The following is a 21,752-nucleotide window of genomic DNA, read 5'->3' as shown; positions in this document are numbered from 1 at the left end:
AGCGCCTGTCCGCAACCTTTGCTTTCCACACCCGAGCACACAGGATAGGCTCTTCCTAACCACCACCCCGGAGGAGACCCCATGACTGAAGAAATCGTTCAAGGCCGCGACGTCACCATCCGTTTCGATGCAAGTCGCTGCATTCATTCGCGCGGCTGCGTGCTCGGTCATCCGGAAGTCTATGTCCCCAATGTGCAGGGCGAATGGATCCATCCCGATTCCGCGACGTCCGAAACGGTGATGGTGACGGCGCTCACCTGTCCCTCGGGCGCAATCCGCGTGTCGCGCAATGATGGCTCGGCCAGTTCCGATGTGCCGCCCGTGGTCAACACCGTGCGGGTGCGCGAAAACGGCCCGCTGGCCATCGAGGCGGAACTTTCAATCCGCGGAGAGGCGCAGGTCACACCGCGCGCCACGCTCTGTCGCTGTGGCCAGTCGAAGAACAAGCCCTTCTGCGATGGCGCCCATGCGGCAGCAGGATTTGCAGCGACCGGCGAGAACGCCACGAAGGAATTCTCGGCGCTCGAAGTCCGCAACGGTCCGGTGAATATCCAGCCGCTGCCGAACGGCCCGCTGCTGGTGACGGGCAATCTCGAAATCGTGTCCGGCACGGGACGCACGACGGACAAGGTCACCAAGACGGCGCTCTGTCGGTGCGGCCAATCGAAAAGCAAGCCCTATTGCGATGGCAGCCATGTCGCCGCCGGCTTTACAGCCGACTGACCGCAACGAAACTCCCGCCGTTTTCTGAAGGACGCGGCAAGAGAGTGCGGAGCGGCAGCACCGCTACCGCTTGCCCGCCGTCAGCGCGAAGACCGCGCCTTGCAGATCGATGCCTTCCGCAATCCAGGCGTCACCCGGCACCGGATGAGGCCCGTTGGTAATCGTGCCGCCATGCGCCTTGACCCGCTCGACAGCCGCATCGATGGCATCCACGGTGATGTAGAAATTCCAGAACGGCATGGGAACCTGATCAGGCTTCTTCATCATGCCACCGATGTCCTTCCCCTCGCCGGCGAAGACCTGATAGACGCCCAACTCGCCCATCGGCACCGCCATGGATTTCGTCCAGCCGAACAGGCCGGCATAGAAGTCGAAGGCCTCATCGAGATTGCCGGCGTTCAGCTCGTTCCAGCCGAAGGTTCCGGGCGAACCGGGCTTCGGCATGTCGGGCATCGGCCCCTCCGGCATGATCGGTTTGAACAGATAGAAGGTCGCGCCATGCGGATCGGCCACGACCGAGAAGCGGCCGATGCCAGCAATGTCGGTTGGCCCCATATGCACCGCACCACCAAGTCTGAGAACCTCCGCCGTCTTGGCCTCGACGCTGTCGACGAGGACATAGCCGATCCAGGCGGGCCGTGCGCCGCCGGCCTGCATTTGCGGCGTCAGCGCCATCATGCCTGCAGACCCCATCTCGAAGCCGGGGATCTTGAAGAGCGTATAGTCCAGGCCGCCTGCCGTGGTGTTGCCGGCCTTTTCCGTTGCCCACCCCACCACAGCGCTGTAAAACGCAGCAGCAGAGGCCGTATCTGTGGTCATAAGCTCATGCCAGATGAAATTTCCCTCGCCCGCCATAACTTCCTCCGCCATAGTGAAAATCAGATATTTGACTATAGGTTGATACCAACATAATATGACGTGCATGTCAAATCTTGAAACACTGCCCCACGCCACCACGCTGCATGTGCGCGATCACTGCCTGTGCCTCCACGCGCAACGGGCGGCACGCGCACTGGCACGCCGGTTCGACCGTGCCTTTCGGCATCTGGGGATCAATAACGGCCAGTTCTCGCTGCTGATATCGCTGAACCGGCCAGAGCCTCCAGCGATGTCGCCGGTGGCAGAACTGCTTGCCATGGACCGCACGACGCTGACGGCCGTGCTCAAGCCGCTGACGCGGCGCGGGCTGGTGGAGATTGTCGCGGGAGAAAAGGACCGCCGCGAAAAGCGGCTCAAGCTGACGCCGGCCGGCCTGGCGCTGCTCGCTGAAGCCACACCCATCTGGATTGCCGAACACGCGGATGTCGAAACGAGACTGCCGCAGGGCGATGTCGATCGCCTGCGGCAGGATCTGCTGATTATTTCAAAGGAAGTCTGAGCGCGCGTTCTCAGGCGAGAACGGCAGAGACTTCCTTCGGCGTGCGCATGGCGTGGCTGTAGGGGCAGACCTGGTGTGCCTTGGCAACGAGGTCTTCAGCCTGCGCACGGTCGAAACCGGGGATCGAAACCGAAACGGCCGGATGGATTTCGAAGCCGCCTTCACGCGGACCAATGCCGACGCTGACCGAAACGCTGGTCTCTTCCGGCAGCTTCACCTTGGCCTGACCGGCTACAAAGCGCAGCGCGCCGAGGAAGCAGGCCGCATAGCCCGAAGCGAAAAGCTGCTCAGGATTGGTGCCGCGCGCGCCGTCGCCGCCGAGACCCTTCGGGACTGTGAGGTTCAGATCGATGACGCCATCGTCAGACCTGGTGTGACCATTGCGGCCGCCGCCGGTTGCCGTTGCATTGGCTGTGTAAGCTACAGACATTTTGCTCTCCATCCTTCAGGGGTTGCTGTTGCATTTTATATAGAGCATAATTAAATTGTGCACAATAGGATTTTGCAGGATTTTTGTCCGCCTGCTATCAAAGGGCGGGGAAATTGGGGATTAAGATCATGAAGCCACATGAGAATGTGCTGAAACTTGAGCAGCAGCTTTGCTTTGCCGTCTACTCGGCTGCCCACGCCTTCAACCGCGCTTACAAGCCGCTTCTGGATTCCCTCGGCCTCACCTACCCGCAATATATCGTCATGATGGTGCTATGGGAACGTAACGGCCAGACGGTCAAGGAGATCGGCGCCAAACTGGACCTTGATTCCGGCACCCTGTCTCCCCTTCTCAAGCGGCTTGAGAAACTGGGCATGATTACCCGCACGCGTGACGAGAACGATGAACGACAGGTGGTCGTTTCGCTGACCGAACAGGGCAAGGCCACCCGCCGGCAGGCGCTCGACAAGATTGTTCCGGCCATCGGCAATCTGGTCGGCTGCGGCGTTGACGATCTGGATGAGATGCGAGATCGGGTGATCAAGCTGAAAACGGCGCTCGATACCGCCGTCCCTCACGACTGACCGGACGGGGCTCAGCCCGCCCCCTCTAACCGCGCAGTTGCAGCGACACGCTCGCCCGATAGAGCTTTCGCGATTTTGCCGGTCTTGCGGCCTTTCGACGCCAGCTGCGGCACGAGGATGCCGGCTTCCACGCAAGCCGACACGAAAGCGTTGCGGGCCTCGTCGACCGGGGCGAGCCGCGCCAGTGCGGAGGCCAGAACCTCCGTGGCCTTCTGATGGCGCTTTCCGCGCGGCGATGGCCATTCGTGCTGCAGGCAATCGAGCGCATCGTGGACGCAATCGAATTGACGGACAGCGCCATTTGCGAATGTGACCAACACAGGCTTCGCCCAACGCACGGAAACCAGCAACATCATAAAACTCCTCGCATTCTCAAGCGCACAACCGGCGCCGGTCACAGAACGGCCACCCGGAGCGAATGTTCCCCCGCCCGAGACCAGAGATGAGAAGATTTAATGAAAATCGATTCGACGTCTCTGATCTTGGTCAGTCCGCCGATAAACGAGGTCTACATCACAACGATGACAGCGCCATCCCGCACACGGTTGTACAGATCAACGACATCCTGATTGTACATCCGCACGCAGCCGGACGAGGCCTGTTTGCCTATCGATTGCCAGTCCGGCGTTCCGTGGACGCGATAGAGCGTGTCCTTGCCGTCCTTGTAGATGTAGAGCGCCCTCGCCCCCAGAGGATTGTCGATGCCCGCGACCATGCCGCCGCGAACCTTGATGTTGTTGATGTCGGTGGAGCCCGCCGCCATGCCATCTGTCGGCGTCCAGCGCGGCCATTTCTGTTTCGCGCGGATGATGCCACGGCCCGACCAGGCATAGCCCTGCCGCCCGAGGCCCACGCCATAGCGAAGCGCCTGGCCGTTGCCCTCAACAAGGTAAAGGAAGCGGGAGCGCGTATCGACCACCAGCGTTCCCGGCTTCTCCGTGGTCGGATAGGCAACTTTCTGACGCAACAGGTCCGGGCTGACTCGCTCGATCGGTATCGCCGGCAGCAGATGGCCCGCATCGTTCATCTGGCCATAACGATGCCACACATCCGCATCGAGCTTCGCCACCCTCGTCTCCGCTCGCGGTGCAGGATCGGAGAGCGAGGGGCGGACGGAAGACTGTTGGCCGATCGAGGACGGCGCGGCGGGATAATAGCTCTGCGGCCCCCTCACCCGAGACGGGTCGAGCTGGGTGGACGTCGGCGGGGTCTGATAGGTGCTCTGATAGGGCTGCGAACCTTGCGGCTGCAGGGCATAGGGTGTGCCTGTGGGCTGCATGAAGACCGGAAATGTCTGGTCGCCGAAACGCTCTGCATTCATCGACCCGGTATCGGGGAAGAACGGCACTTTCGATGGATTTCGGGCATCGCCGAGAAGCGGCCTGCCGTCGTCGAGATCCACCGGTCTTCCATCGGCACCGACACAGGCTGAAAGCGAGAATGCGAGCCCTGCCAGGACGCCAAGTCTCGGCAGAACGGCTTTCAGTCTCGCAGTCACAGGCACAGTCATGGGCGGTCTCCGGACAATCATCGTCGTGCGGATTTATGCACTGCCCGGCTGGCGCGTGGCTTTCTTCCCGTCATACGCTGCGTGTCGCGGCAAAGAGATGCTTGCCGACGATCCACGCGACGGGCAACGCGACAACCGCACCGGCCAGCGCAGAAAGCGCAATGTCCGCCCGCCCGAAATGGCCGAGCGACAACATCGCTGTAACAGCAACGCCGGCCAGAACGGTGGCGACGAGCACATAGAGAATGGCGATGAGCCGGAACATGGAAGGTCCCCTTTCCTGTTAAAGACAGGAAAAGGCTATCCCGCGCCAGCCGACCGACGTTGATCCATCTCAACTAAAATATAAATATTCTTATATGTCTTGCCGACTATCAAATCCCGGAGTTCAGGACAACGAAACCGCCCGTTCGAACCGCCTGTCTGGAATGAACCACACGGCTGCAATCACGACATAGATAGCGACCGAAATGATCGGTGTGACAAGGGCCGCCGGGACGGCGACCACATAGGCGACAGCCGAGAAAATACCCTTGGCATCTCCGCCGAGAGCTTTGGCAAAATCCGAACCGCGCCCGTGAATGGCGATGAGGCAGTGGGCAAGAATGTAATAGGCTATCGCCGCCATCAGCATCACGACTCCATAGATCAAGACGGGCGTGGTGGAGAAATGCGTCTCCCCCATCCATTCGGTGGTGACGGGAACCAGCGATAGCCAGAAAAGCAGATGCAGGTTGGCCCAGAGCGCGCCGCCCGTCACATGCTTCACCGCATGGATCATGTGGTGATGGTTGCTCCAGTAGATGCCGATATACACGAAGCTCAAGACATAGGAGAAAAAGACCGGCCAGAGCGGCAGGAGGTCCTGTATCGTCTCACCATGCGGCACTTTCAGTTCCAGCACCATGATCGTAATGATGATGGCAATCACGCCGTCTGAGAAGGCTTCCAGCCTGCCTTTTGTCATTCCTCAGTCCCCAAAATTCCCCAAACGACTGTAGCAGCAAGCCTTTCGGGTGCAAGCCGGATTGAAAGCGAAGCCAGTGCTTTCTATGTCTGGTGTGGAAGCGATGCAAAGTCGCATGAAACGAGGAAGGATATTCCATGAAGCGCATGGCACAATTTGCAGCGGCGATCGCAGCGGCAGTGGTTCTTGGCACCCCCGCAGCCAGGGCCGAGACTGTCGGTCAGGTCGGCGTCGATTGGATTGGCAATGACATCATGATAGACGCAGTGACCGATCCGAAGGTCAAGGGCGTGACCTGCCATGTCACCTATTTCGACCGCTCCGTCGTAGATCGCCTCAAGAACGGCAAATGGTTTGAAGATCCGTCCAACAACTCCATCGCCTGCCGCCAGACCGGCCCGATCGAAATCGGCGACATTGATCTCGGCAAGGGCGGCGAAGAGGTCTTCAAGTCCGGCCTTTCGCTCATCTGGAAGAAGCTCGTCGTCAACCGCATCTACGACAAGCAGAACGACACGCTGATCTATCTGATCCATTCGCGCCAGATCATCGACGGCTCCGCCAAGATGGCGATCTCGACCGTCCCCCTCTTCGGCCAGAACGTCACCTGGGAAAAGGGCAAGCCCGCCGCGAAGTAAATACGCAAAACCCGCCGCTACACGAAACCTGCAGCGGCGGGTCTATCAGTTCAACCGGTCAGGTCAGATCGGCGCGCGTTACGCAGCCATCGACAGTTCGTCGGCGATGACGGTGTCGAGGTTGAGGAAGCAGACCATATTCTTTTCAAGCGCGACGATGCCGCGGCAGAAGGCGCGCTGGGCTTCCGGAATGATTTCCGGCGCCGGCTGCAGGTCTTCGGCCTTGATGGACATCATGTCGGAAACCTGCTCGACCAGAAGACCAACCAGCTTGCCCTTGATGTCCGTGACGATGATGGCGGAGCGTTCCGAGGGTTCCGTCATTGGCATGCCGAGACGGCAGGCCATGTCGATGACCGGGATCACGGCACCGCGCAGGTTGATGAGGCCGAGCACATAGCGCGGCGTATGCGGCATCGGGGTCACCGGGGCCCAGCCGCGGATTTCGCGGATAGCCATGATGTCGATGCAGAATTCCTGTTCACCGAGGTGGAAGGAGACGATTTCCAGATAAGCCCCGGACTGCTTGATGACGTTGGACATTTCAGAACTCTTCCCATTGATCGGTTGAAGGAGAAGCTTGGGTGCTGGCGCGCTGGCCGGATGACTGGACGGTCGATCTGGCAGGTGCCGGCGAACCGCCAAAAGCGTTTTCGAGACGACCCATCAGCTTCTGCGCCGGCGAGGTGCGCGGACGCTGACCCGGCTGGGCAGGCGCAACGGCCGGCTTGACGCCAGTTGAGACCACAGGCGCACGCGGCGGGATCGGCGTATTGGCATGAACAGCCGGGCGATCGGAACGCGTCTGCGCCGGTATGCCGAGCTTGGTCCGGAACTGCGAGATCACGTTTTCGAGACGCGTCGTGTCCTCGTTCAGTGTCTGACAGGCTGCATTGGTCTGTTCGACCATTGCGGCATTCTGCTGGGTCACATGGTCCATCTGGCCAATCGCCGTGTTGATTTCGGCAAGACCGGCATTCTGTTCGCGTGCCGCGCTGACGATCGAGATCATGTGCTCGTTGATCTTCACAACGTCCGCGCCGATGGCGCGCAGCGCCTGCCCCGTGGCGGTGACAAGCTCGGCGCCCGTCTGAACTTCGGCGCCCGAACGGGCCACGAGCTGCTTGATATCCTTGGCGGCACCGGCAGCCCGGTTGGCAAGTTCACGCACTTCCTGGGCGACAACGGCAAAGCCCTTCCCCGCGTCACCTGCTCTCGCAGCCTCGACGCCGGCATTGAGCGCCAGAAGGTTGGTCTGGAAGGCGATCTCGTCGATCACGTTGATGATCTTGCCAATTTCGGCAGAGGCGCTCTCGATGCGCTCCATGGCCTGCATCGCCTCGCGGACGACGGCGGTCGATTTTTCGGCCTGCACCTTCGTCCCTTCCACCATCGCACCGGCCTCTTCAGCCTTGCTGGTCGAGCTGCGCATGGTGATGGTGATCTGTTCGAGCGCCGAGGAGGTTTCCTCCAGCGAGGCTGCCTGCTGTTCGGTGCGTTTGGCAAGATCGTCCGCTGCTGTGCGGATCTGAACGCTGCTGGCATGAATGGAAGAGGATTGGTCGGTGACGTTGCCGATAACGGAGCTGAGACGGGTCACGGCCGCGTTATAGTCCTGGCGCAGGCGCTCCAGATCGGCCCGGAAGGGATCGTCGATATGCTGTGTGAGATCGCCTTCGGCAAGACGGGCAAGACCGCCTGCCAGGATCGTCACGCAGCGACGGATTTCTTCCTCGTCGCGCTGACGTTCGGTCTCGTTCTCGCTGCGCTCGCGGTCCACGCTGAGGCGGGCATCCCGAGCTGCGGCTTCGGCGCGTTCCTTTTCGACCGTTGCCTTGCGCAGGATGTCGGCAACGCGGGCGATCTCGCCAATTTCATCGGCGCGCGCAGTGCCGTCAACGGGAGTTGCGATGTCGCCTTCCGCAATCCGGTTCATGCTGCGCCGGACAGCATTCAAGCCCAGCATGATGTTGCGCGACTGCCAGGCGATAAGCCCGCTGGCAAGAAGGACGGCAATTGCGCCAATCGCAAACTGAAGGAACAACGTCTTCTGCGACTGGTCCACAGCGATATCGACCTCATGGATCTGCGCATCGCTTGTGGCCTTTGTCACGACATCAAGCACCGCCTTGATCCGCGTTCCGACCTCATCGATTTCATCGTCGATCTTGTCGAAGTCACCGTCAGGAGCTCCGGAGGTCACCAGTTGAGGCAGGGTCTCGCCTGCGGCCTTGACGATCTTGTCTATGTCCGCACCGAGTGCGCCAATATCCACCTTCAGGCCCGCCGAGGTGACAAAGCTCTGAACCGTGCCAAGCCCCCCCTTCAGGAGTTTCGTGTTCTCTTCCAGAATGGCCCGACGCTCGGGCGAGACGGTCTTGCCTCCCCGGTCGATGATGACATCCATGGACGCAAGGCGGATTTCCTCGCTCGCAAAGCGCAGGTCGTTGATCTGCTTGTCGATGACATCGATGACCTGCGACCTGGAAAGGGCGCCCGCAACGGTACTGTTCGAATACCAGCCAACGACAACAAGGGAGCCAATACCCACGAACGCCGCAACACCAGACACCCACAATCTCTGGCTGACAGAAAGCTTCATATGTATGTCCTTCGTGATGGAGTCGCCCCGAGACCCTTGATGGCAGGACACTGACAAACAACTTTTAAAGATTTGCTAACTCAAACGCCCAGGCTTCCGGGGTGACGGGCCCCGCCGCCGGACCCGGATGCCAAACGAGGCGCGGCTGTGACAACGTGGCTGTTTACGGCCTCGCCAAGGCGCACTAAAACGGCCCCTTGATAAAACGAAAACGACGGGAGAGCCGCGCCATGAAGAAGGCCAGCATCATCATCTGGATCGCGATCCTGTTGCTCGCAGGTTTCCTCGGCTGGTTCACCCTGGAATACACGCGAGACAAGCAGCAGGTGGCCGACGGCCCGTATGGCGTTCCCTTCCAGCTCGTGGATCAGACCGGCAAGCCGATTACCGAAGCCGCCTTCCGCGACAAGCCGACGGCGCTTTTCTTCGGCTATACGCATTGCCCGGATGTCTGCCCCACCACCCTTTTCGAGATGGACGGCTGGCTGCAGAAGGTAGATCCCGACGGCACGAAGATGCATGCCTATTTCGTGACCGTGGACCCTCAGCGCGACACGCCGCAGATCATGAATGACTATGTCTCGAACGTTTCAAAGCGGATCACCGGCATTTCCGGCGATCCGGCCAGGATCGCCGAGGTCGTAAGGGGCTTCCGCATCTATGCAAAGAAGGTGCCGATCGATCCGGCAAAGCCGGATGGCGACTACACCATGGACCACACCGCTTCCGTCTTCCTGCTTAACAATGGCGGCCGCTTCAAGGGCACCATCGCCTATGGCGAGGATGGCGATGTGGCCGTGAAAAAGCTGGAAAACCTGATCAAGGGCTAGTAGAGCCTTCCCCAACAAACACCCGTCACATTGTGGCCCGTCACATTGGGGAATGCCTTGAGCGAAGTCCGTCTTTACATCCACGCCACCGAAAACGACTGCGCCCTCATCCTGGACCGCCTCGGCGCGATCTTCGAAGACGGTGAATATGCCGTCACGACGATGGAAATCGACGAGGCCAACAATGTCTGGGAAACCGCCGTCTATACGATGCTGGGTGACGAAGACGGCGCAAGATCAGCCTTTGAGCAGGCGCTGAAGCCGGATTACGAGAATCTGGAAATCCGCCGCGAGGTACTGCCCGAGACCGACTGGGTGGCCAAATCGCTGGAAGGCCTGCAGCCGGTCCGCGCCGGCCGCTTCCTCGTTCACGGCTCGCATGACCGCGACCGCGTGATGCCCGGTGATGTCGCCATCGAGATCGACGCGGGCCAGGCCTTCGGCACCGGCCATCATGGCACCACCGCCGGCTGCCTTGAAATGCTCGACTGGGTACTGCGCTCCCGCAAGGTGAAGAATGCGCTCGATCTCGGCACCGGCTCCGGCGTGCTGGCTATCGCCGCCCGCAAGATCCAGCCGATCCCTGTCCTCGCCACCGACATCGATCCGATTGCAACCCGCGTGGCACAGGAAAACGCGCGGAACAATGGCGTAGGTGCCGGCCTTCGCTTCGAAACGGCGCCCGGCTTCCACCACGGGGCCTTCCGCCGCAACGGCCCCTTCGATCTCATCATCGCCAACATTCTGGCCAAGCCGCTGATGAAAATGGCGCCCGACCTTGTCCGGCACCTCGTCCCCGGCGGCACCGTGATTCTCTCGGGCATTCTTGCGAGCCAGCGTCTCAGGGTTCTCGCCGCCTATAATGGCCAGCGCCTCGCCCACCGCCGCACCATCTGGCGCAATGGCTGGGTCACGATCGTGCTCGCGCGCCGGGCAAAATAATAATACCAAGGATCATTGATTAGAACCCATTTGATGGCTTGGAAACGGACATCCGGGTAGGAGAAACCGGAGAGCGATGCAAAGGCATCGGTCGAGGATTTCGACGCCCTCCGGTGGCCGATTTCCATGCCACCCGCCCGCAGGATTGCGATTGCAATCCTGCAAACGGATAAAGCTGCTCGCCAGTGCAATCGCTTTGCTTTCAGCAAAGCGGCCTGGCGAGTGGGGCCGGTCGCCTTTGGCTTCCGGACGTCGTCTAAAATCCTCGCCGGACCTTGTGGTCCGACTGCGGTTTTCTCCTAGCCGGAAGTCAAAATCGATCCGGTCAAATGGGTTCTAATCAATGATCCTTGGTATAAAACATTTCGAATGAATTATGCGTATTAAACATGCCGCTTCGGCACGTTCGAGCGCCTACGCCGGCATATTGCTGCATTGCACAAAACTGAAGGCAAAGAAAAAGGGCGATGCCGGGAGGAGGTGGCATCGCCCTTGGATCAGCGAGGCTGATCGTGTCCCGGCATTGGGAGGAGGAGTTGCCGGGAACAAACCAGTTTCGACATTAGCGCAAGATCTTGGGAGGAGGAGCGATCTCACGCAGCCGAAACAGGAACTCTAATTCTCAGAACGGGCCCTTCTTCAGGCCTTCGCGCGATTTGCCGAGAGAAGCGAGTGTCGTATCATCCATGCCGGCAAGGACGCGAGCCACATAACGCTGAGCCTCACGCTCGCGCGATGCGATAATGGTCTTCATAACCGTCCCAAGGATGGACATTTTCGTTTTCCTTCGTTTCCGCAGCGCTTCCGCTTCGTTCGTGATTTTTTTATAGCTCGAATTATTGCATCGCAACACAGTCGATTGCTCATGGGAGCTATGCATTTTTTGCATAATTTTGACTTTCTGGTCAAAAATCCTCTCTCGACCCAAGCCTTGGCGTCGGCGGCACAGATGGTTTAAAGCTCGGGTTCTCACGCATCAGATCGATTGGCCGCATCATGTTCCAGAGCTTCGAATCCACCGCCAGCCCCGCAAACGGTGCGCCCCGCGTCCGCGCTCTGCGCGAGCGCCTGACAAGCCTCGGCATCGACGGTTTCCTGGTGCCGCGCGCCGACGAGTTTCAGGGCGAATACGTGCCCGCCTCTGCCGAGCGCCTTGCGTGGCTGACGGGATTTACCGGCTCCGCGGGCGCGGCCCTCATTGCCGCGAATGTTGCGATGGTCTTTGTGGACGGTCGCTATGTCACTCAGCTTGCACAACAGGTCGATCAGGAGGTCTTCACGCCCGGCGATCTCGTCAAGGAGCCGCCGGCGGACTGGATCGCCAATCACGCCAGCCAGGGCTTCCGTCTCGGCATCGATCCGTGGCTTCACACCATCGCGGAGGTTCGCAAACTGAAGGCCGCGCTGGAGGCCAAGGGCGGAGCGCTGGTCTTTCTCCCCGAAAATCCGCTCGACGCGATCTGGACCGACCGTCCTGCCGAACCGCTGGGCCGCGTGACCATCCAGAAGCACCAGCATTCCGGGACCCTCGCCCGCGACAAGATCGCGACCATAGCGGAAGGGGTCAAGGCGCGTGGTAGCGATGCGGTTCTGATCGCCGACCCCTCCTCCGTCGCCTGGGCCTTCAATATCCGCGGTTCGGACGTCCCGCACACCCCGCATCCCCTCGCCCGCGCGATCATCCATGCGGATGGGCTCGCCGAGATCTTCCTGGACGCCCGCAAGACAGGGATCGAGGAAAAGGCCTACCTCACCCAGATTTGCGAAATCCGCGAGCCCGCCGACCTCGCAGAGACACTGGCCGCGCTGGGTCCGCGCGGCGCGTCCGTTGAAGTGGATTCAGGCATCGTCTCCTATGAACTCGTGCGCCTGATCGAAAGCGCGGGTGGCACGATCAGGGAGGCCACCGATCCTTGCGCCCTGCCTCGCGCCATCAAGAACGAGGCGGAACTTTCAGGCACCCGCGCCGCCCACATCCAGGACGGTGTGGCCATGGTCGAGTTCCTCGCTTCGCTCGATGATGCCGAGCCGGGCTCACTCACGGAGATCGAAGCCGTCGAGCGTCTGGAAGCGTGCCGCCGTCGCGTGGGCGAGCGCATGCAGAACCAGCTGGCCGACATCTCCTTCGACACGATCTCGGGCGCAGGCCCCAATGGCGCCATCATCCACTATCGCGTCACTCGCGACACGAACCGGCGGCTCGAACCCGGTGAACTCTTCCTTGTTGATTCCGGCGGCCAGTATCGCAACGGCACGACTGACATTACCCGCACGATCGCGATCGGCACAGTCGGCGAGACGGAGAAGCGTTTCTTCACACTCGTTCTCAAGGGCATGATCGGCATCTCGACCGCCCGCTTCCCCGCAGGCACGCGTGGCGTCGATCTCGACCCGCTTGCCCGCATCGCATTGTGGAAGGCAGGCGCGGATTACGGCCACGGCACCGGCCATGGCGTCGGCTCCTATCTGTCCGTGCATGAGGGCCCGCAGCGCATCTCGCGCGCCGCGATGCAGGAGCTCCTGCCCGGCATGATCCTCTCCAACGAACCCGGTTACTATCGCCCCGGCGCCTTCGGCATCCGCATCGAAAACCTGATTGTCGTTCAAGCCGCGAGCGAAATCGCTGGCGGCGACCGATCCATGCTGGGCTTCGAGACCATCACATGGTGCCCGATCGACCGGCGTCTGATCCTGCCCGAACTGTTGACGCGCGAGGAAGTCGACTGGCTGAACGCCTATCACGCGACCACGCTGGACAAGCTGATGCCGCTGATCGGGGATGCAAAGGTCCGCGACTGGCTGGAGCAGGCCACCGGGCCAATCGGCTGAAATCTTCATTATCGGATGATAAATTTATAAAAATATCCGATAATGAAATTAAAGGATGAAATGCCGGATCACCATCGCCACGGCCCAGCCGATGGCGATGAGCGTAATGCCGGAAACCCGTAACCCCACGATCAGCGCAACAAGCAAGGCAATCGCCGTTTCGATGCCGCCCGTAATCGCGGCCGGGGCAACCAGCGTGGTCAGAACTGCGGCAGGCACGGCATTCAGCCCGGCCTCGACGCGTGGGGGAATGGTCTTGAACCGCTTGATCATCAGATATCCGGCGACGCGGGTCAGATAGGTCGCGACCGCACCACCGAAAATGATGATGAGCATTTCGGGCCGAAACAACGTCTCCATGTCAGCCCTCCTCGATCTCGGAATGCGTGTTCGACGGCAGCGGCATGAGGGCCGCGACCACGATGCCTACCACGGCCCCGATGCTGACATGCCAGGGCGAACCGACGAACTTGATGGCGGCAATAGACGCCAGCGAACTGGCAACCACCACCGGCAGCCAGTTCGGCCGCTTGCGGAAGCCCATGACGAGCCCGAGGAAATAGACCGGCAGCAGCACATCGAGCCCGATGGACTTCGGATCGCCGATAAAGGCGCCCAGCACGCAGCCGGCATAGGTCAGCACCATCCATGGAACATACAATCCGATACCAAGCCCCATGACCCAGCCGAAGGTGACCGGCTGACCCGAATGCGCCTGCCGCTCGATCTCGGCATAGTGCGGATCGGTCAGGAGGAAGAAGTTGACCGCCTTCTGCCACGGGGACAAGAGATCGACATGGCGTGCGATCGCGGCAGAGTAGAGAATGTGCCGGAAATTGACCGCCAGGATCGAAAGGATCACCACCCAGGCCGGCAGATGCTGATCGAAAAGGTTGACGCCGACGAGCTGGCTGGCCCCGGCATAAATGACGGCGCTCATCAGCGTTGCTTCCGCGATGCTCATGCCGTGTTGCACGGCCACTGCTCCGAAAAGCACGCCGAAGGGCGCGGCCGAGATAATGATGGGCGCGATGCGCCTAAGCCCGGCCTTGAAGTCTTTAATGAACATGCCGCTACCCTGCTGGAAAGAGTTCTTAAGACAACCCATCCAACGCGCGTTCAAGTGAATTCGCTTGATGACCGCTCAAATTTTTTTGAGGGTCTGGAAACAGACATCCAGCTCTGTGCTAGGCGGCATTGAGCGTGAAGCGGAAAATGCTGCCGCCCGAGGGCCGGGCTTCGCACCAGATGCGACCGCCATGGCGCTCGACGATCTTGCGGCAGATCGCCAGCCCCAGCCCCGTCCCTTCGATCTCCGCCTGCCGGTGCAGCCGTTGGAATGGCTGGAAGATCCGCTGCATCTCTGGCGGTGGCACGCCGATCCCGTTGTCGGAAACGGAAACCGTCACCTCGGGACCATCGCTCTGCGCTGAGATGAGAACCTCCGGACTGGCGGAGCCGCAATATTTGAGGCCGTTCCCCACGAGGTTCTGGAAGAGCTGCGTGAGCAGCGAAAGGTTGCCACGCACCAACGGCAGCGGATCGCAGGACACCGTGGCACCGCGGGCCGATATCTCGCTTGCGAGATTGGAGAGGCAACCCTCGACTGCACCATCCAGCGAAATGACCGACACCTCGATCGGCTTTTCGGTCATGGAGTAGCTCTGGAGGGTATTGATCAGGTCTTCCATCCGCCGTGCCGTGGCGAGCAGCCGATCACGGTTGGTGCGCAGTTGCTCGCGGTTGCCCTCCTCCAGATCGCGTTCGATGAACTCGACTAGATAGCGGATCTGATGGATCGGAGTCTTGAGGTCATGGGCAAGCACATGGCCGAAACGCTCCAGTTCCTCGCGCTGGTCGGTTACGATCCGCTCCAGTTCCGCCTTGCGCAGCGCGCTCTTGATCACATGCGCAATATAGCCTTCCGACAGCTGCGATTTCGGAACATAGTCGGCCGCACCCAGCTTGATCGCCTCGCTGGCGATCAGTTCATCCCCCTGCCCCGTCACCATGACGATGGGCAGCAGCGGGTGACGCTCGCGAATGGCGACGATCCCCTTCAGGCCATTTCCGCCGGGCATGCGATAGTCGATGATGGCGCAATCATAGGCACGCGCCTCGCAGGCAGCTTCGGCCTCGGCCAGATCGAGAGCCTCATCGATCTCGCACAAAAGACCGCAGCCACGGATAAGCCGCCGCAAATGCCTGCGGTCGCCGTCGTCGTCATCCGCGATGAGAAGTCGAAGCTTTGCCGATGTCATGCCGGCAGTTCCACGATCTTCCAGAAACTGTCGATCATCCCGACGAGGTTCAGGAAATCCACCCCGGCATTCTGCTTGACGATATAGCCCGCGACATTCAGGTCATAGGCAGCCGCCATGTCCTCCTCCCGCTTTGATGTCGTCAGGAGGAAAACGACCGTCCGCCGCAACTCCGGATGCGCGCGCAACGCCCTGACCAGCTCGATCCCGTTCATTCTGGGCATGTTCAGGTCAACGAGCAGCAGGATCGGCGGCCGGATCTGCGTCTTTTTCTCCGCTTCCGTGAGATAGGCGAGCGCTTCCACACCGTCCTGCGCCCGAATGATCGGATTTCCGATATTGGCCTTGGCGAAGGCGCGCGTGACCGCCTTCGCATCGCCGTCATCATCTTCGACAAGGAGGATCTTCACATCGGTTGCGCCCGATCTTGCAAACAGCGCCATCAAACAGCCTCCCCATTGTCCCTATCACCGGCCGGCCGCGGGTAGGAGAAAGAGAAAATGCTTCCCCTTTCGCCAGCCCGCACCACAGTGAGACGCATCCCCATGACTTCGATATGCTTGCGGACGATCGCCAGGCCCATGCCGCTGCCTTCCACACGATCGCGCGGTCTGAGCGTCTGAAACATCTTGAATATCTGCTCGTGATACTCATCCGGGATACCCGGCCCATCGTCAATCACGGAGATCAGGTAGGTCTGCGCGCCCTCCTCGCACTTGACAAGCACGGTCCCGACCTCGCGATCGTGATGTTTGAGCGCGTTTCCGATCAGATTGATCAGGATCTGCTGCAACGGCATGCGCGCAAAGGACGTCGCCTCGAAACCCTGGTCGAAGGTCACCGTCATGCCCGCCCGTTGTGGCAGCAGCGCCATGACGTCGTCATGCAACTGCGCACCCGTCACGACCTCGCGCCACTGGTTGTTCGTCTTGCGCCCGATGCGGGAATATTCGAGCAGGTCGTCGAGCAGCCGGTCCATGCGGCTGACCCGGCTGCGCAAGAGGTGCAAATTCTCGCGGCTCTCGGCATCCAGCTTGCCGGCAAGGTCCTCCTCCAGCCAGTTGGACGCATTGTCGATAACACGCAATGGTGCCTTCAGATCGTGCGAGGCCACGAAGGCAAACTCGTCCAGTTCCTGGTTTGAGCGCGCCAGCGCCTCGATCAGTCGCTCCCGCTCCGCCTCGGCCGCCTTGCGTCCGGAAATGTCGCGAACATTGCCTGTATAGATGCGCTGACCGTTGATGTTCGTCTCGCTGACGGAAAGCTCGACCGGAAACAGGGATCCGTCGCTCCGCCGCGCCGTCACCTCCCGCACGTGGCCGATCACCTGTCTGACCCCGGTCTGGCGGTAGCGATCGAGATAGATATCGTGGGCGCCAGGAGCGGCACCTCCCATGAGGGAATCGATACTCCGGCCGATGAGTTCGTCGGGCCGGTAGCCGAAGACCCGTTCCACGGCTGGATTGGCGGACAGGATCTCCCCTGCATCATTGATGGAAACGATGGCGTCGAGCGCACTGTCGATCACCGCCCGAGACCGCCCGGCGACATCGACCACATATTCGGCAAAGCGGCGCGAGGCGAGAAGCGAGACAATGACCACGCACAAAAGAATGAGCGCCCCGATGATCAGCGTCTCCCGCCGCGCCTCCCAGGCGAGTGACAGAAGCCTGCTTTCCGGCTCCCTGAGCGCCACCCCGACAAATCCGTAGGCCTGCTGGGCGTTGAAAAAGCGACGCACGACAAAGGAGATCGCACCGTCCTGGTGCACAGCAGCCTCTGCCCGGCCCGGCGCAATCTGCCGAGGGTCGATGAAAGCCGCGGCACTATCCCGATCGTGCATCAGAAAGCGCACGGTCTCCGAGCCGGCCAGCCGCTCGAAACGATCGCCATCGCTGTTGAACAGCAACACATCGCGTCCCTCCGGCGACTCGCGCAGAACGCTTTCAAGCATGACGGCGTAATCGACATCGATGATGGCGAAGCCGATCGCCCTGCCGGTTGCATCGGGCACCGGATAAAGAACGCGCCAGGTGGCAACGGGTGCTGCTGCAGGGGCATCGGGCCTTGGTGCCATCTCGACATGTGCATAGCGCGCAGTCCTGGTGAGCACATTGGATGCCGCCTCCTGAAAGAAGCGTTCGCGGGCAATCGAGACAAGCTCCGCGGCGGGAACCACTCTTGTCGTCGGCCCATTCTGAACGACCCGAACGACCTCGCGCCCGCCATCGAGCGACACGATCCGAACCTGCAGATAATCGCCGCGCCGCTCGAGAATGCGTCCGTAAACCGACGCAGCGGCGGCCAGATAGCGAACATTGCCCGGCTCCTGGATCAGGCCGGCGGCAAGCGGCCCCTCGGCGGCAAAGGCCGCGTCGCGTTCAACCGCGCCACCAGCAAAATCCAGATGCTGCGCGAGAAGCCGCGTCTCGGACGCGAGGCGCTCCAACGCGGTGGTGATCACCAGATCGGTCGCGCGCCGGTCGTAAAAGAACGCGACCACAGACACCGCAACAAAAGCAATGCCTACAGACAGGACCATGATCCTCGTCTGCAAGGAACGCGACACTTTCAAAGCGCGACTGGGCACGCCCGCTGCTCCCCCGGTTCGTTTCAAAGAGAGACAGTGTTAATCGAGCAGGCCCGAGCTGTGTATCGCGCAATCTAGGGGCTATATTTTTGATTCTTTGGCGATTTCGGAAAATCCACCAGAGACCGGCGAGCGTAGACCGTTAGCCATCCGGGCGTTTTCAAAGCCCCGCGATCAGCGACAACCAGCCATCCTCGTCCATGACCTGCACGCCAAGCTCCTGCGCCTTGGCGAGCTTCGATCCTGCACCCGGCCCGGCGACCAGGATATCGGTCTTGGACGACACCGAGCCCGCCACTTTCGCCCCAAGGCTCTCGGCCTTCGCCTTGGCCTCATCGCGAGTGAACTTCTCCAGCGAGCCGGTAAAGACGACCGTCTTGCCGGCAACCGGCGAGCCGGTCGTGTCGGCCGCCACCATCTGCTCAGGCTTCACTTCGGCGAGCAGCCGGTCGATCACCTCGATATTGCGCGGTTCATGGAAAAATTCGACCACGGCGCGCGCGACGACCTCGCCGATGCCGTCAATGTTGTTCAGGTCATTCCACGCATCCCCCGTAAACGTGCCGGCGGCCTGCATCCCCTCCAGAAACGCTTCGACCGACCCGTAAGACCGTGCGAGCAACTTCGCCGTCGTCTCACCGACATGGCGGATGCCGAGGGCGAAGATGAAGCGATTGAGCGCAATCGAACGGCGCGAATTGATCGCGGCATAAAGCTTCGTGACGCTGGTCGCGCCCCAGCCGTCACGATTTTCAAGCTTCGCCAGCGACCCGCGCTGCCGCTCCTCCAGCGTGAAAATGTCTGGCGCTGTGCGGATGGAAAGCGCCGGGTCGTCGGCAGTGAAGAAGAACTCGACCTGCTTCGTGCCCATCCCCTCGATATCGAAGGCGTTGCGAGAGACGAAATGGCGCAGATGTTCGATCGCCTGTGCCGAGCAGACGAAGCCGCCGGTGCAGCGGCGCACGCTGTCTTCCTTGCCGGTCTTCTCATTGATTTCCCGCACCGCATGGCTGCCGCAGACCGGGCACGTCCGGGGGAACTGATACGGCCCAGCCCCCTCGGGCCGCTTTTCCATCACGATATCGACGATCTGCGGAATGACGTCGCCGGCGCGCTGGACGATGACGGTGTCGCCGACGCGGATATCGCGGCCTTCGCGCAGTGGCTCGCCGGAATTGCCGATGCCCTTGATGTAATCCTCGTTGTGCAGCGTCGCATTGGTGACGACCACGCCGCCGACCGTGATCGGCTTCAACCGCGCCACCGGCGTCAGTGCCCCGGTGCGGCCAACCTGAATGTCGATCTCCAGCAGCTCGGTCGTTGCCTGCTCTGCCGGGAACTTGTGGGCGGTCGCCCAGCGCGGTGAGCGCGAGCGGAAGCCGAGCCGTTCCTGCAGGTCGAGCCGGTCCACCTTGTAGACAACGCCGTCGATATCGTAGTCGAGGCCGGCGCGAGCCATGCCGATTTGGCGATAATGTTCAATGAGTTCCGCTGCCGAATGGAATCGTTTCATGAGCGGATTGACCGGGAAACCCCAGCGCTCGAATACCTCGACATTGCCGAGCTGCGTTTCCGAAAGCGGCTCGGAAAGCTCGCCCCAGGCATAAGCGAAGAATTTCAGCTTGCGGCTCGCCGTCACCTTCGGGTCGAGCTGGCGAAGCGACCCCGCCGCCGTATTGCGCGGGTTCACATAGGTCTGCTTGCCCTCAGCCTCCATTTGCGCATTCAGCGCCAGAAAGGCGCTCTTGGCCATGTAGACCTCGCCGCGCACCTCGACGACGGCCGGGGCATCGGCGGGAAGCTGCTGCGGAATTTCGGAAATCGTGCGGATATTGGCCGTCACGTTTTCGCCAACCGCGCCGTCGCCGCGCGTGGCGGCGCTCACCATCTTCCCATTCTCGTAGCGGATCGACATGGAAAGCCCGTCGATCTTGGGTTCAGAGGTGAAGGCGATGGAATTGTCAGGCAAGCGTCCGAGGAAGCGATAGACGCTGGCGACAAAGTCCGTCACGTCCTCGTCGGTGAAAAGGTTGTCGAGCGAGAGCATCGGCCGCGCATGGACTACTTGTGAGAATGTCACAAGCGGCGCAGCACCCTTCATGTTTGCGATATCTCGAAGCAGTTCGGCGAACGGCTCACTATTTCTCAACAAAGCTTTATAGAAGCGGAGTAGCTCATCAAAAGCTGCATCCGACATCATTGGCTTGTCATATGTGTGATACTGTTCGTTGGCGTCCTTAATCACATCGTGCAGACTGTTCACATAGGCTGCAACAAATTTATCACCGTCATTTACTAATTGATTAAGCCTCTGAACACGCTTCTTTTCAGGTAGTTCATGAATAAATTCGTGAACTTCAAACAGAACATTGACCACATCATTGCCATAGCGCTGATCGAAAGATCGCAAAGCTTCTGCGAGCGGTGCTTTGTGCAGATTGGGAGCAATCAACAAATAATCGTCAGCAATCGAGTTGATTATTTCATTCCGATTTAGACCGAGCAATTTCATCGCGGATTCCTCAAACACAAGTAAGGGAAACACGACCACGGTCGCACGGTTCCCATTCATGACCAAAGCCAAGCGGAGTGTTCTTATCCCGTCGATTATTCTCGAACAACCTCACATCCAATTCGGCAGTCAAGTTATGACAGCATCGAGATCCACAACCGCCGCCAACGGCAGATGATCCGACGCCAGCCGCGCCAGCGGCGTGTCGTGAACGGCGATGTTGGCGATCATGCCCCTCCGATTGCCGATGATGCGATCGAGCGACAGGATCGGCATCCGCGCCGGAAAGCTCGGCAACGCCGGCGGAAGAGGCCCGACCACGGCTTCAAAATGCTTGAGCGCCGAACGCTTGCCGAGCCGCCATTCGTTGAAATCACCCATGAGCAACGTCGGGCAGTCACCGCGCCGGGACATGAGTTCGAGCAGGAATTCCGCCTGCTGCTGGCGCGACCGGCGCAGCAGACCGAGATGGGCAGCGATGATCCGCAGGCTCGCGCCGTTGTCGAGTTCCAGCTCCGCCACCAGCGCGCCGCGCGGCTCCAGCCCCGGCAGCGCCACTTCATGCACATCCTTCAACGCGCCCTTCCGCACAAGGATGACATTGCCGCGCCAGCCATGCGACTTGGAAACGGTCTTCATCGGCACGGCGACAAGTCCCGTCTCCAGCCGCAGGCGGTTGAGATCCAGCAACCCGGCGCGCTCGCCGAAACGCATGTCGGCTTCCTGCAGCGCCATGACGTCAGGGCCGATCTCGCGGATGACATCCATCACCCGGCCCGGATCGAACCTGCCGTCCGTGCCCACGCATTTGTGGACATTGTAGGAGGCAACGACCAGCCTCTCCTCCGCCTCGCCGAAAGCATGGCGCACCGATGCCTCCGTCCGCTTGCGCCGGATGGAGGAGACGAAAGCTTCTGCCAGATTTCGATGGGGTTTCATGACGGGATCGCGCATGG

Annotated in this window: 23 protein-coding genes; 7 read left to right on the top strand and 16 right to left on the bottom strand. The window is 60.7% G+C overall.

Annotation, left to right across the window (positions count from 1 at the left end):
• Positions 1-81 precede the first annotated feature (81 nt).
• Complete coding sequence (locus ABID16_RS02305) at positions 82-723, top strand: CDGSH iron-sulfur domain-containing protein (RefSeq protein ID WP_354554738.1); 642 nt, start codon at positions 82-84, stop codon at positions 721-723.
• Positions 724-786: 63 nt separating this feature from the next.
• On the opposite strand, the gene ABID16_RS02300 is transcribed toward ABID16_RS02305, so the two are convergent.
• Complete coding sequence (locus ABID16_RS02300) at positions 787-1,578, bottom strand: VOC family protein (RefSeq protein ID WP_354554737.1); 792 nt, start codon at positions 1,576-1,578, stop codon at positions 787-789.
• Between the two features lie 67 nt (positions 1,579-1,645).
• Here ABID16_RS02300 and ABID16_RS02295 point away from each other — a divergent pair, with 67 nt between their 5' ends.
• On the top strand, positions 1,646-2,101 hold the full coding sequence (locus ABID16_RS02295; RefSeq protein WP_354554736.1) for a MarR family winged helix-turn-helix transcriptional regulator: 456 nt from the start codon (positions 1,646-1,648) through the stop codon (positions 2,099-2,101).
• 10 nt (positions 2,102-2,111) lie between these two features.
• Here the strand turns inward: ABID16_RS02295 and ABID16_RS02290 are convergent, their stop codons facing one another.
• The gene (locus ABID16_RS02290) at positions 2,112-2,531 is read right to left on the bottom strand and encodes an organic hydroperoxide resistance protein (protein WP_354554735.1); all 420 of its coding nucleotides are present in this window, start codon (positions 2,529-2,531) and stop codon (positions 2,112-2,114) included.
• Positions 2,532-2,659: 128 nt separating this feature from the next.
• On the opposite strand from ABID16_RS02290, the gene ABID16_RS02285 reads away from it, so the two are divergent.
• Positions 2,660-3,115: a MarR family winged helix-turn-helix transcriptional regulator gene (locus ABID16_RS02285; RefSeq protein ID WP_354554734.1), complete on the top strand. Its 456-nt coding sequence runs from the start codon at positions 2,660-2,662 to the stop codon at positions 3,113-3,115.
• Between the two features lie 11 nt (positions 3,116-3,126).
• Here ABID16_RS02285 and ABID16_RS02280 read toward each other — a convergent pair whose 3' ends face one another.
• The 4 genes from ABID16_RS02280 to ABID16_RS02265 all read right to left on the bottom strand — a co-directional run bounded on the left by ABID16_RS02280 (position 3,127) and on the right by ABID16_RS02265 (position 5,592).
• Positions 3,127-3,432 carry a DUF982 domain-containing protein gene (locus tag ABID16_RS02280; protein WP_354554733.1) on the bottom strand — a complete coding sequence of 102 codons (306 nt, stop codon included), beginning with the start codon at positions 3,430-3,432 and terminating at the stop codon, positions 3,127-3,129.
• Between the two features lie 191 nt (positions 3,433-3,623).
• Positions 3,624-4,625, bottom strand: a complete 1,002-nt coding sequence (locus tag ABID16_RS02275; RefSeq protein ID WP_354554732.1) for a L,D-transpeptidase — start codon at positions 4,623-4,625, stop codon at positions 3,624-3,626.
• Positions 4,626-4,695: 70 nt separating this feature from the next.
• On the bottom strand, positions 4,696-4,890 hold the full coding sequence (locus ABID16_RS02270; RefSeq protein WP_354554731.1) for a hypothetical protein: 195 nt from the start codon (positions 4,888-4,890) through the stop codon (positions 4,696-4,698).
• 123 nt (positions 4,891-5,013) lie between these two features.
• Positions 5,014-5,592, bottom strand: a complete 579-nt coding sequence (locus ABID16_RS02265) for a TMEM175 family protein (RefSeq protein ID WP_354554730.1) — start codon at positions 5,590-5,592, stop codon at positions 5,014-5,016.
• Positions 5,593-5,738: 146 nt separating this feature from the next.
• Between ABID16_RS02265 and ABID16_RS02260 the strand changes: the two genes are divergently transcribed.
• Positions 5,739-6,230, top strand: a complete 492-nt coding sequence (locus ABID16_RS02260) for a CreA family protein (protein ID WP_354555876.1) — start codon at positions 5,739-5,741, stop codon at positions 6,228-6,230.
• 78 nt (positions 6,231-6,308) lie between these two features.
• Here the strand turns inward: ABID16_RS02260 and ABID16_RS02255 are convergent, their stop codons facing one another.
• Positions 6,309-6,773: a chemotaxis protein CheW gene (locus ABID16_RS02255; RefSeq protein WP_354554729.1), complete on the bottom strand. Its 465-nt coding sequence runs from the start codon at positions 6,771-6,773 to the stop codon at positions 6,309-6,311.
• 1 nt (position 6,774) lies between these two features.
• Complete coding sequence (locus tag ABID16_RS02250; protein ID WP_354554728.1) at positions 6,775-8,832, bottom strand: methyl-accepting chemotaxis protein; 2,058 nt, start codon at positions 8,830-8,832, stop codon at positions 6,775-6,777.
• A 230-nt stretch (positions 8,833-9,062) separates the two neighbouring features.
• Between ABID16_RS02250 and ABID16_RS02245 the strand changes: the two genes are divergently transcribed.
• Together ABID16_RS02245 and ABID16_RS02240 are read left to right on the top strand one after the other, a co-directional pair.
• Positions 9,063-9,662, top strand: a complete 600-nt coding sequence (locus ABID16_RS02245; protein WP_354554727.1) for an SCO family protein — start codon at positions 9,063-9,065, stop codon at positions 9,660-9,662.
• Between the two features lie 57 nt (positions 9,663-9,719).
• Positions 9,720-10,604, top strand: coding sequence for a 50S ribosomal protein L11 methyltransferase (locus ABID16_RS02240; RefSeq protein ID WP_354554726.1), 885 nt, complete (start codon positions 9,720-9,722; stop codon positions 10,602-10,604).
• A gap of 622 nt (positions 10,605-11,226) precedes the next feature.
• On the opposite strand, the gene ABID16_RS02235 is transcribed toward ABID16_RS02240, so the two are convergent.
• Entirely contained in the window at positions 11,227-11,379 is a 153-nt protein-coding gene (locus ABID16_RS02235; protein ID WP_354554725.1) for a hypothetical protein, read from the bottom strand.
• Positions 11,380-11,600: 221 nt separating this feature from the next.
• Here ABID16_RS02235 and ABID16_RS02230 point away from each other — a divergent pair, with 221 nt between their 5' ends.
• On the top strand, positions 11,601-13,433 hold the full coding sequence (locus ABID16_RS02230; RefSeq protein WP_354554724.1) for an aminopeptidase P family protein: 1,833 nt from the start codon (positions 11,601-11,603) through the stop codon (positions 13,431-13,433).
• A 48-nt stretch (positions 13,434-13,481) separates the two neighbouring features.
• Here the strand turns inward: ABID16_RS02230 and ABID16_RS02225 are convergent, their stop codons facing one another.
• The 7 genes from ABID16_RS02225 to ABID16_RS02195 form a co-directional block, all read right to left on the bottom strand.
• Positions 13,482-13,793, bottom strand: coding sequence for an AzlD family protein (locus ABID16_RS02225; protein WP_354554723.1), 312 nt, complete (start codon positions 13,791-13,793; stop codon positions 13,482-13,484).
• 1 nt (position 13,794) lies between these two features.
• Positions 13,795-14,502, bottom strand: a complete 708-nt coding sequence (locus tag ABID16_RS02220) for an AzlC family ABC transporter permease (protein ID WP_354554722.1) — start codon at positions 14,500-14,502, stop codon at positions 13,795-13,797.
• Between the two features lie 118 nt (positions 14,503-14,620).
• The gene (locus ABID16_RS02215; protein ID WP_354554721.1) at positions 14,621-15,694 is read right to left on the bottom strand and encodes a sensor histidine kinase; all 1,074 of its coding nucleotides are present in this window, start codon (positions 15,692-15,694) and stop codon (positions 14,621-14,623) included.
• Positions 15,691-16,137 (bottom strand): response regulator, encoded by a 447-nt coding sequence (locus tag ABID16_RS02210; protein ID WP_354554720.1) that lies wholly within the window; start codon positions 16,135-16,137, stop codon positions 15,691-15,693. Before ABID16_RS02210 ends, ABID16_RS02215 begins: the two co-directional genes overlap by 4 nt.
• On the bottom strand, positions 16,137-18,236 hold the full coding sequence (locus ABID16_RS02205; RefSeq protein ID WP_354554719.1) for a sensor histidine kinase: 2,100 nt from the start codon (positions 18,234-18,236) through the stop codon (positions 16,137-16,139). The genes ABID16_RS02210 and ABID16_RS02205 overlap by 1 nt, the downstream gene beginning before the upstream one ends.
• Positions 18,237-18,444: 208 nt before the next feature.
• Positions 18,445-20,856 carry an NAD-dependent DNA ligase LigA gene (ligA, locus tag ABID16_RS02200; protein ID WP_435532346.1) on the bottom strand — a complete coding sequence of 804 codons (2,412 nt, stop codon included), beginning with the start codon at positions 20,854-20,856 and terminating at the stop codon, positions 18,445-18,447.
• 69 nt (positions 20,857-20,925) lie between these two features.
• Complete coding sequence (locus ABID16_RS02195; RefSeq protein WP_354554717.1) at positions 20,926-21,735, bottom strand: endonuclease/exonuclease/phosphatase family protein; 810 nt, start codon at positions 21,733-21,735, stop codon at positions 20,926-20,928.
• Positions 21,736-21,752: the final 17 nt, after the last annotated feature.

The sequence above is a fragment of the Limnomicrobium aquaticum genome (assembly GCF_040545545.1).
Classification (GTDB): domain Bacteria; phylum Pseudomonadota; class Alphaproteobacteria; order Rhizobiales; family Rhizobiaceae; genus Ensifer_A; species Ensifer_A aquaticum.
This window is presented reverse-complemented; position numbering and strand designations above follow the sequence as displayed.

What these genes read in the sequence shown, in the direction of transcription:
- ABID16_RS02305 (WP_354554738.1), top strand. Translation starts at nt 82, where the DNA reads ATGACTGAAGAAATCGTTCAAGGCCGCGACGTCACCATCCGTTTCGAT.
- ABID16_RS02300 (WP_354554737.1), bottom strand. Translation starts at nt 1,578, where the DNA reads ATGGCGGGCGAGGGAAATTTCATCTGGCATGAGCTTATGACCACAGAT.
- ABID16_RS02295 (WP_354554736.1), top strand. Translation starts at nt 1,646, where the DNA reads ATGTCAAATCTTGAAACACTGCCCCACGCCACCACGCTGCATGTGCGC.
- ABID16_RS02290 (WP_354554735.1), bottom strand. Translation starts at nt 2,531, where the DNA reads ATGTCTGTAGCTTACACAGCCAATGCAACGGCAACCGGCGGCGGCCGC.
- ABID16_RS02285 (WP_354554734.1), top strand. Translation starts at nt 2,660, where the DNA reads ATGAAGCCACATGAGAATGTGCTGAAACTTGAGCAGCAGCTTTGCTTT.
- ABID16_RS02275 (WP_354554732.1), bottom strand. Translation starts at nt 4,625, where the DNA reads ATGACTGTGCCTGTGACTGCGAGACTGAAAGCCGTTCTGCCGAGACTT.
- ABID16_RS02270 (WP_354554731.1), bottom strand. Translation starts at nt 4,890, where the DNA reads ATGTTCCGGCTCATCGCCATTCTCTATGTGCTCGTCGCCACCGTTCTG.
- ABID16_RS02265 (WP_354554730.1), bottom strand. Translation starts at nt 5,592, where the DNA reads ATGACAAAAGGCAGGCTGGAAGCCTTCTCAGACGGCGTGATTGCCATC.
- ABID16_RS02260 (WP_354555876.1), top strand. Translation starts at nt 5,739, where the DNA reads ATGGCACAATTTGCAGCGGCGATCGCAGCGGCAGTGGTTCTTGGCACC.
- ABID16_RS02255 (WP_354554729.1), bottom strand. Translation starts at nt 6,773, where the DNA reads ATGTCCAACGTCATCAAGCAGTCCGGGGCTTATCTGGAAATCGTCTCC.
- ABID16_RS02250 (WP_354554728.1), bottom strand. Translation starts at nt 8,832, where the DNA reads ATGAAGCTTTCTGTCAGCCAGAGATTGTGGGTGTCTGGTGTTGCGGCG.
- ABID16_RS02245 (WP_354554727.1), top strand. Translation starts at nt 9,063, where the DNA reads ATGAAGAAGGCCAGCATCATCATCTGGATCGCGATCCTGTTGCTCGCA.
- ABID16_RS02235 (WP_354554725.1), bottom strand. Translation starts at nt 11,379, where the DNA reads ATGTCCATCCTTGGGACGGTTATGAAGACCATTATCGCATCGCGCGAG.
- ABID16_RS02230 (WP_354554724.1), top strand. Translation starts at nt 11,601, where the DNA reads ATGTTCCAGAGCTTCGAATCCACCGCCAGCCCCGCAAACGGTGCGCCC.
- ABID16_RS02225 (WP_354554723.1), bottom strand. Translation starts at nt 13,793, where the DNA reads ATGGAGACGTTGTTTCGGCCCGAAATGCTCATCATCATTTTCGGTGGT.
- ABID16_RS02220 (WP_354554722.1), bottom strand. Translation starts at nt 14,502, where the DNA reads ATGTTCATTAAAGACTTCAAGGCCGGGCTTAGGCGCATCGCGCCCATC.
- ABID16_RS02215 (WP_354554721.1), bottom strand. Translation starts at nt 15,694, where the DNA reads ATGACATCGGCAAAGCTTCGACTTCTCATCGCGGATGACGACGACGGC.
- ABID16_RS02210 (WP_354554720.1), bottom strand. Translation starts at nt 16,137, where the DNA reads ATGGCGCTGTTTGCAAGATCGGGCGCAACCGATGTGAAGATCCTCCTT.
- ABID16_RS02205 (WP_354554719.1), bottom strand. Translation starts at nt 18,236, where the DNA reads ATGGTCCTGTCTGTAGGCATTGCTTTTGTTGCGGTGTCTGTGGTCGCG.
- ligA (WP_435532346.1), bottom strand. Translation starts at nt 20,856, where the DNA reads ATGAATGGGAACCGTGCGACCGTGGTCGTGTTTCCCTTACTTGTGTTT.
- ABID16_RS02195 (WP_354554717.1), bottom strand. Translation starts at nt 21,735, where the DNA reads ATGAAACCCCATCGAAATCTGGCAGAAGCTTTCGTCTCCTCCATCCGG.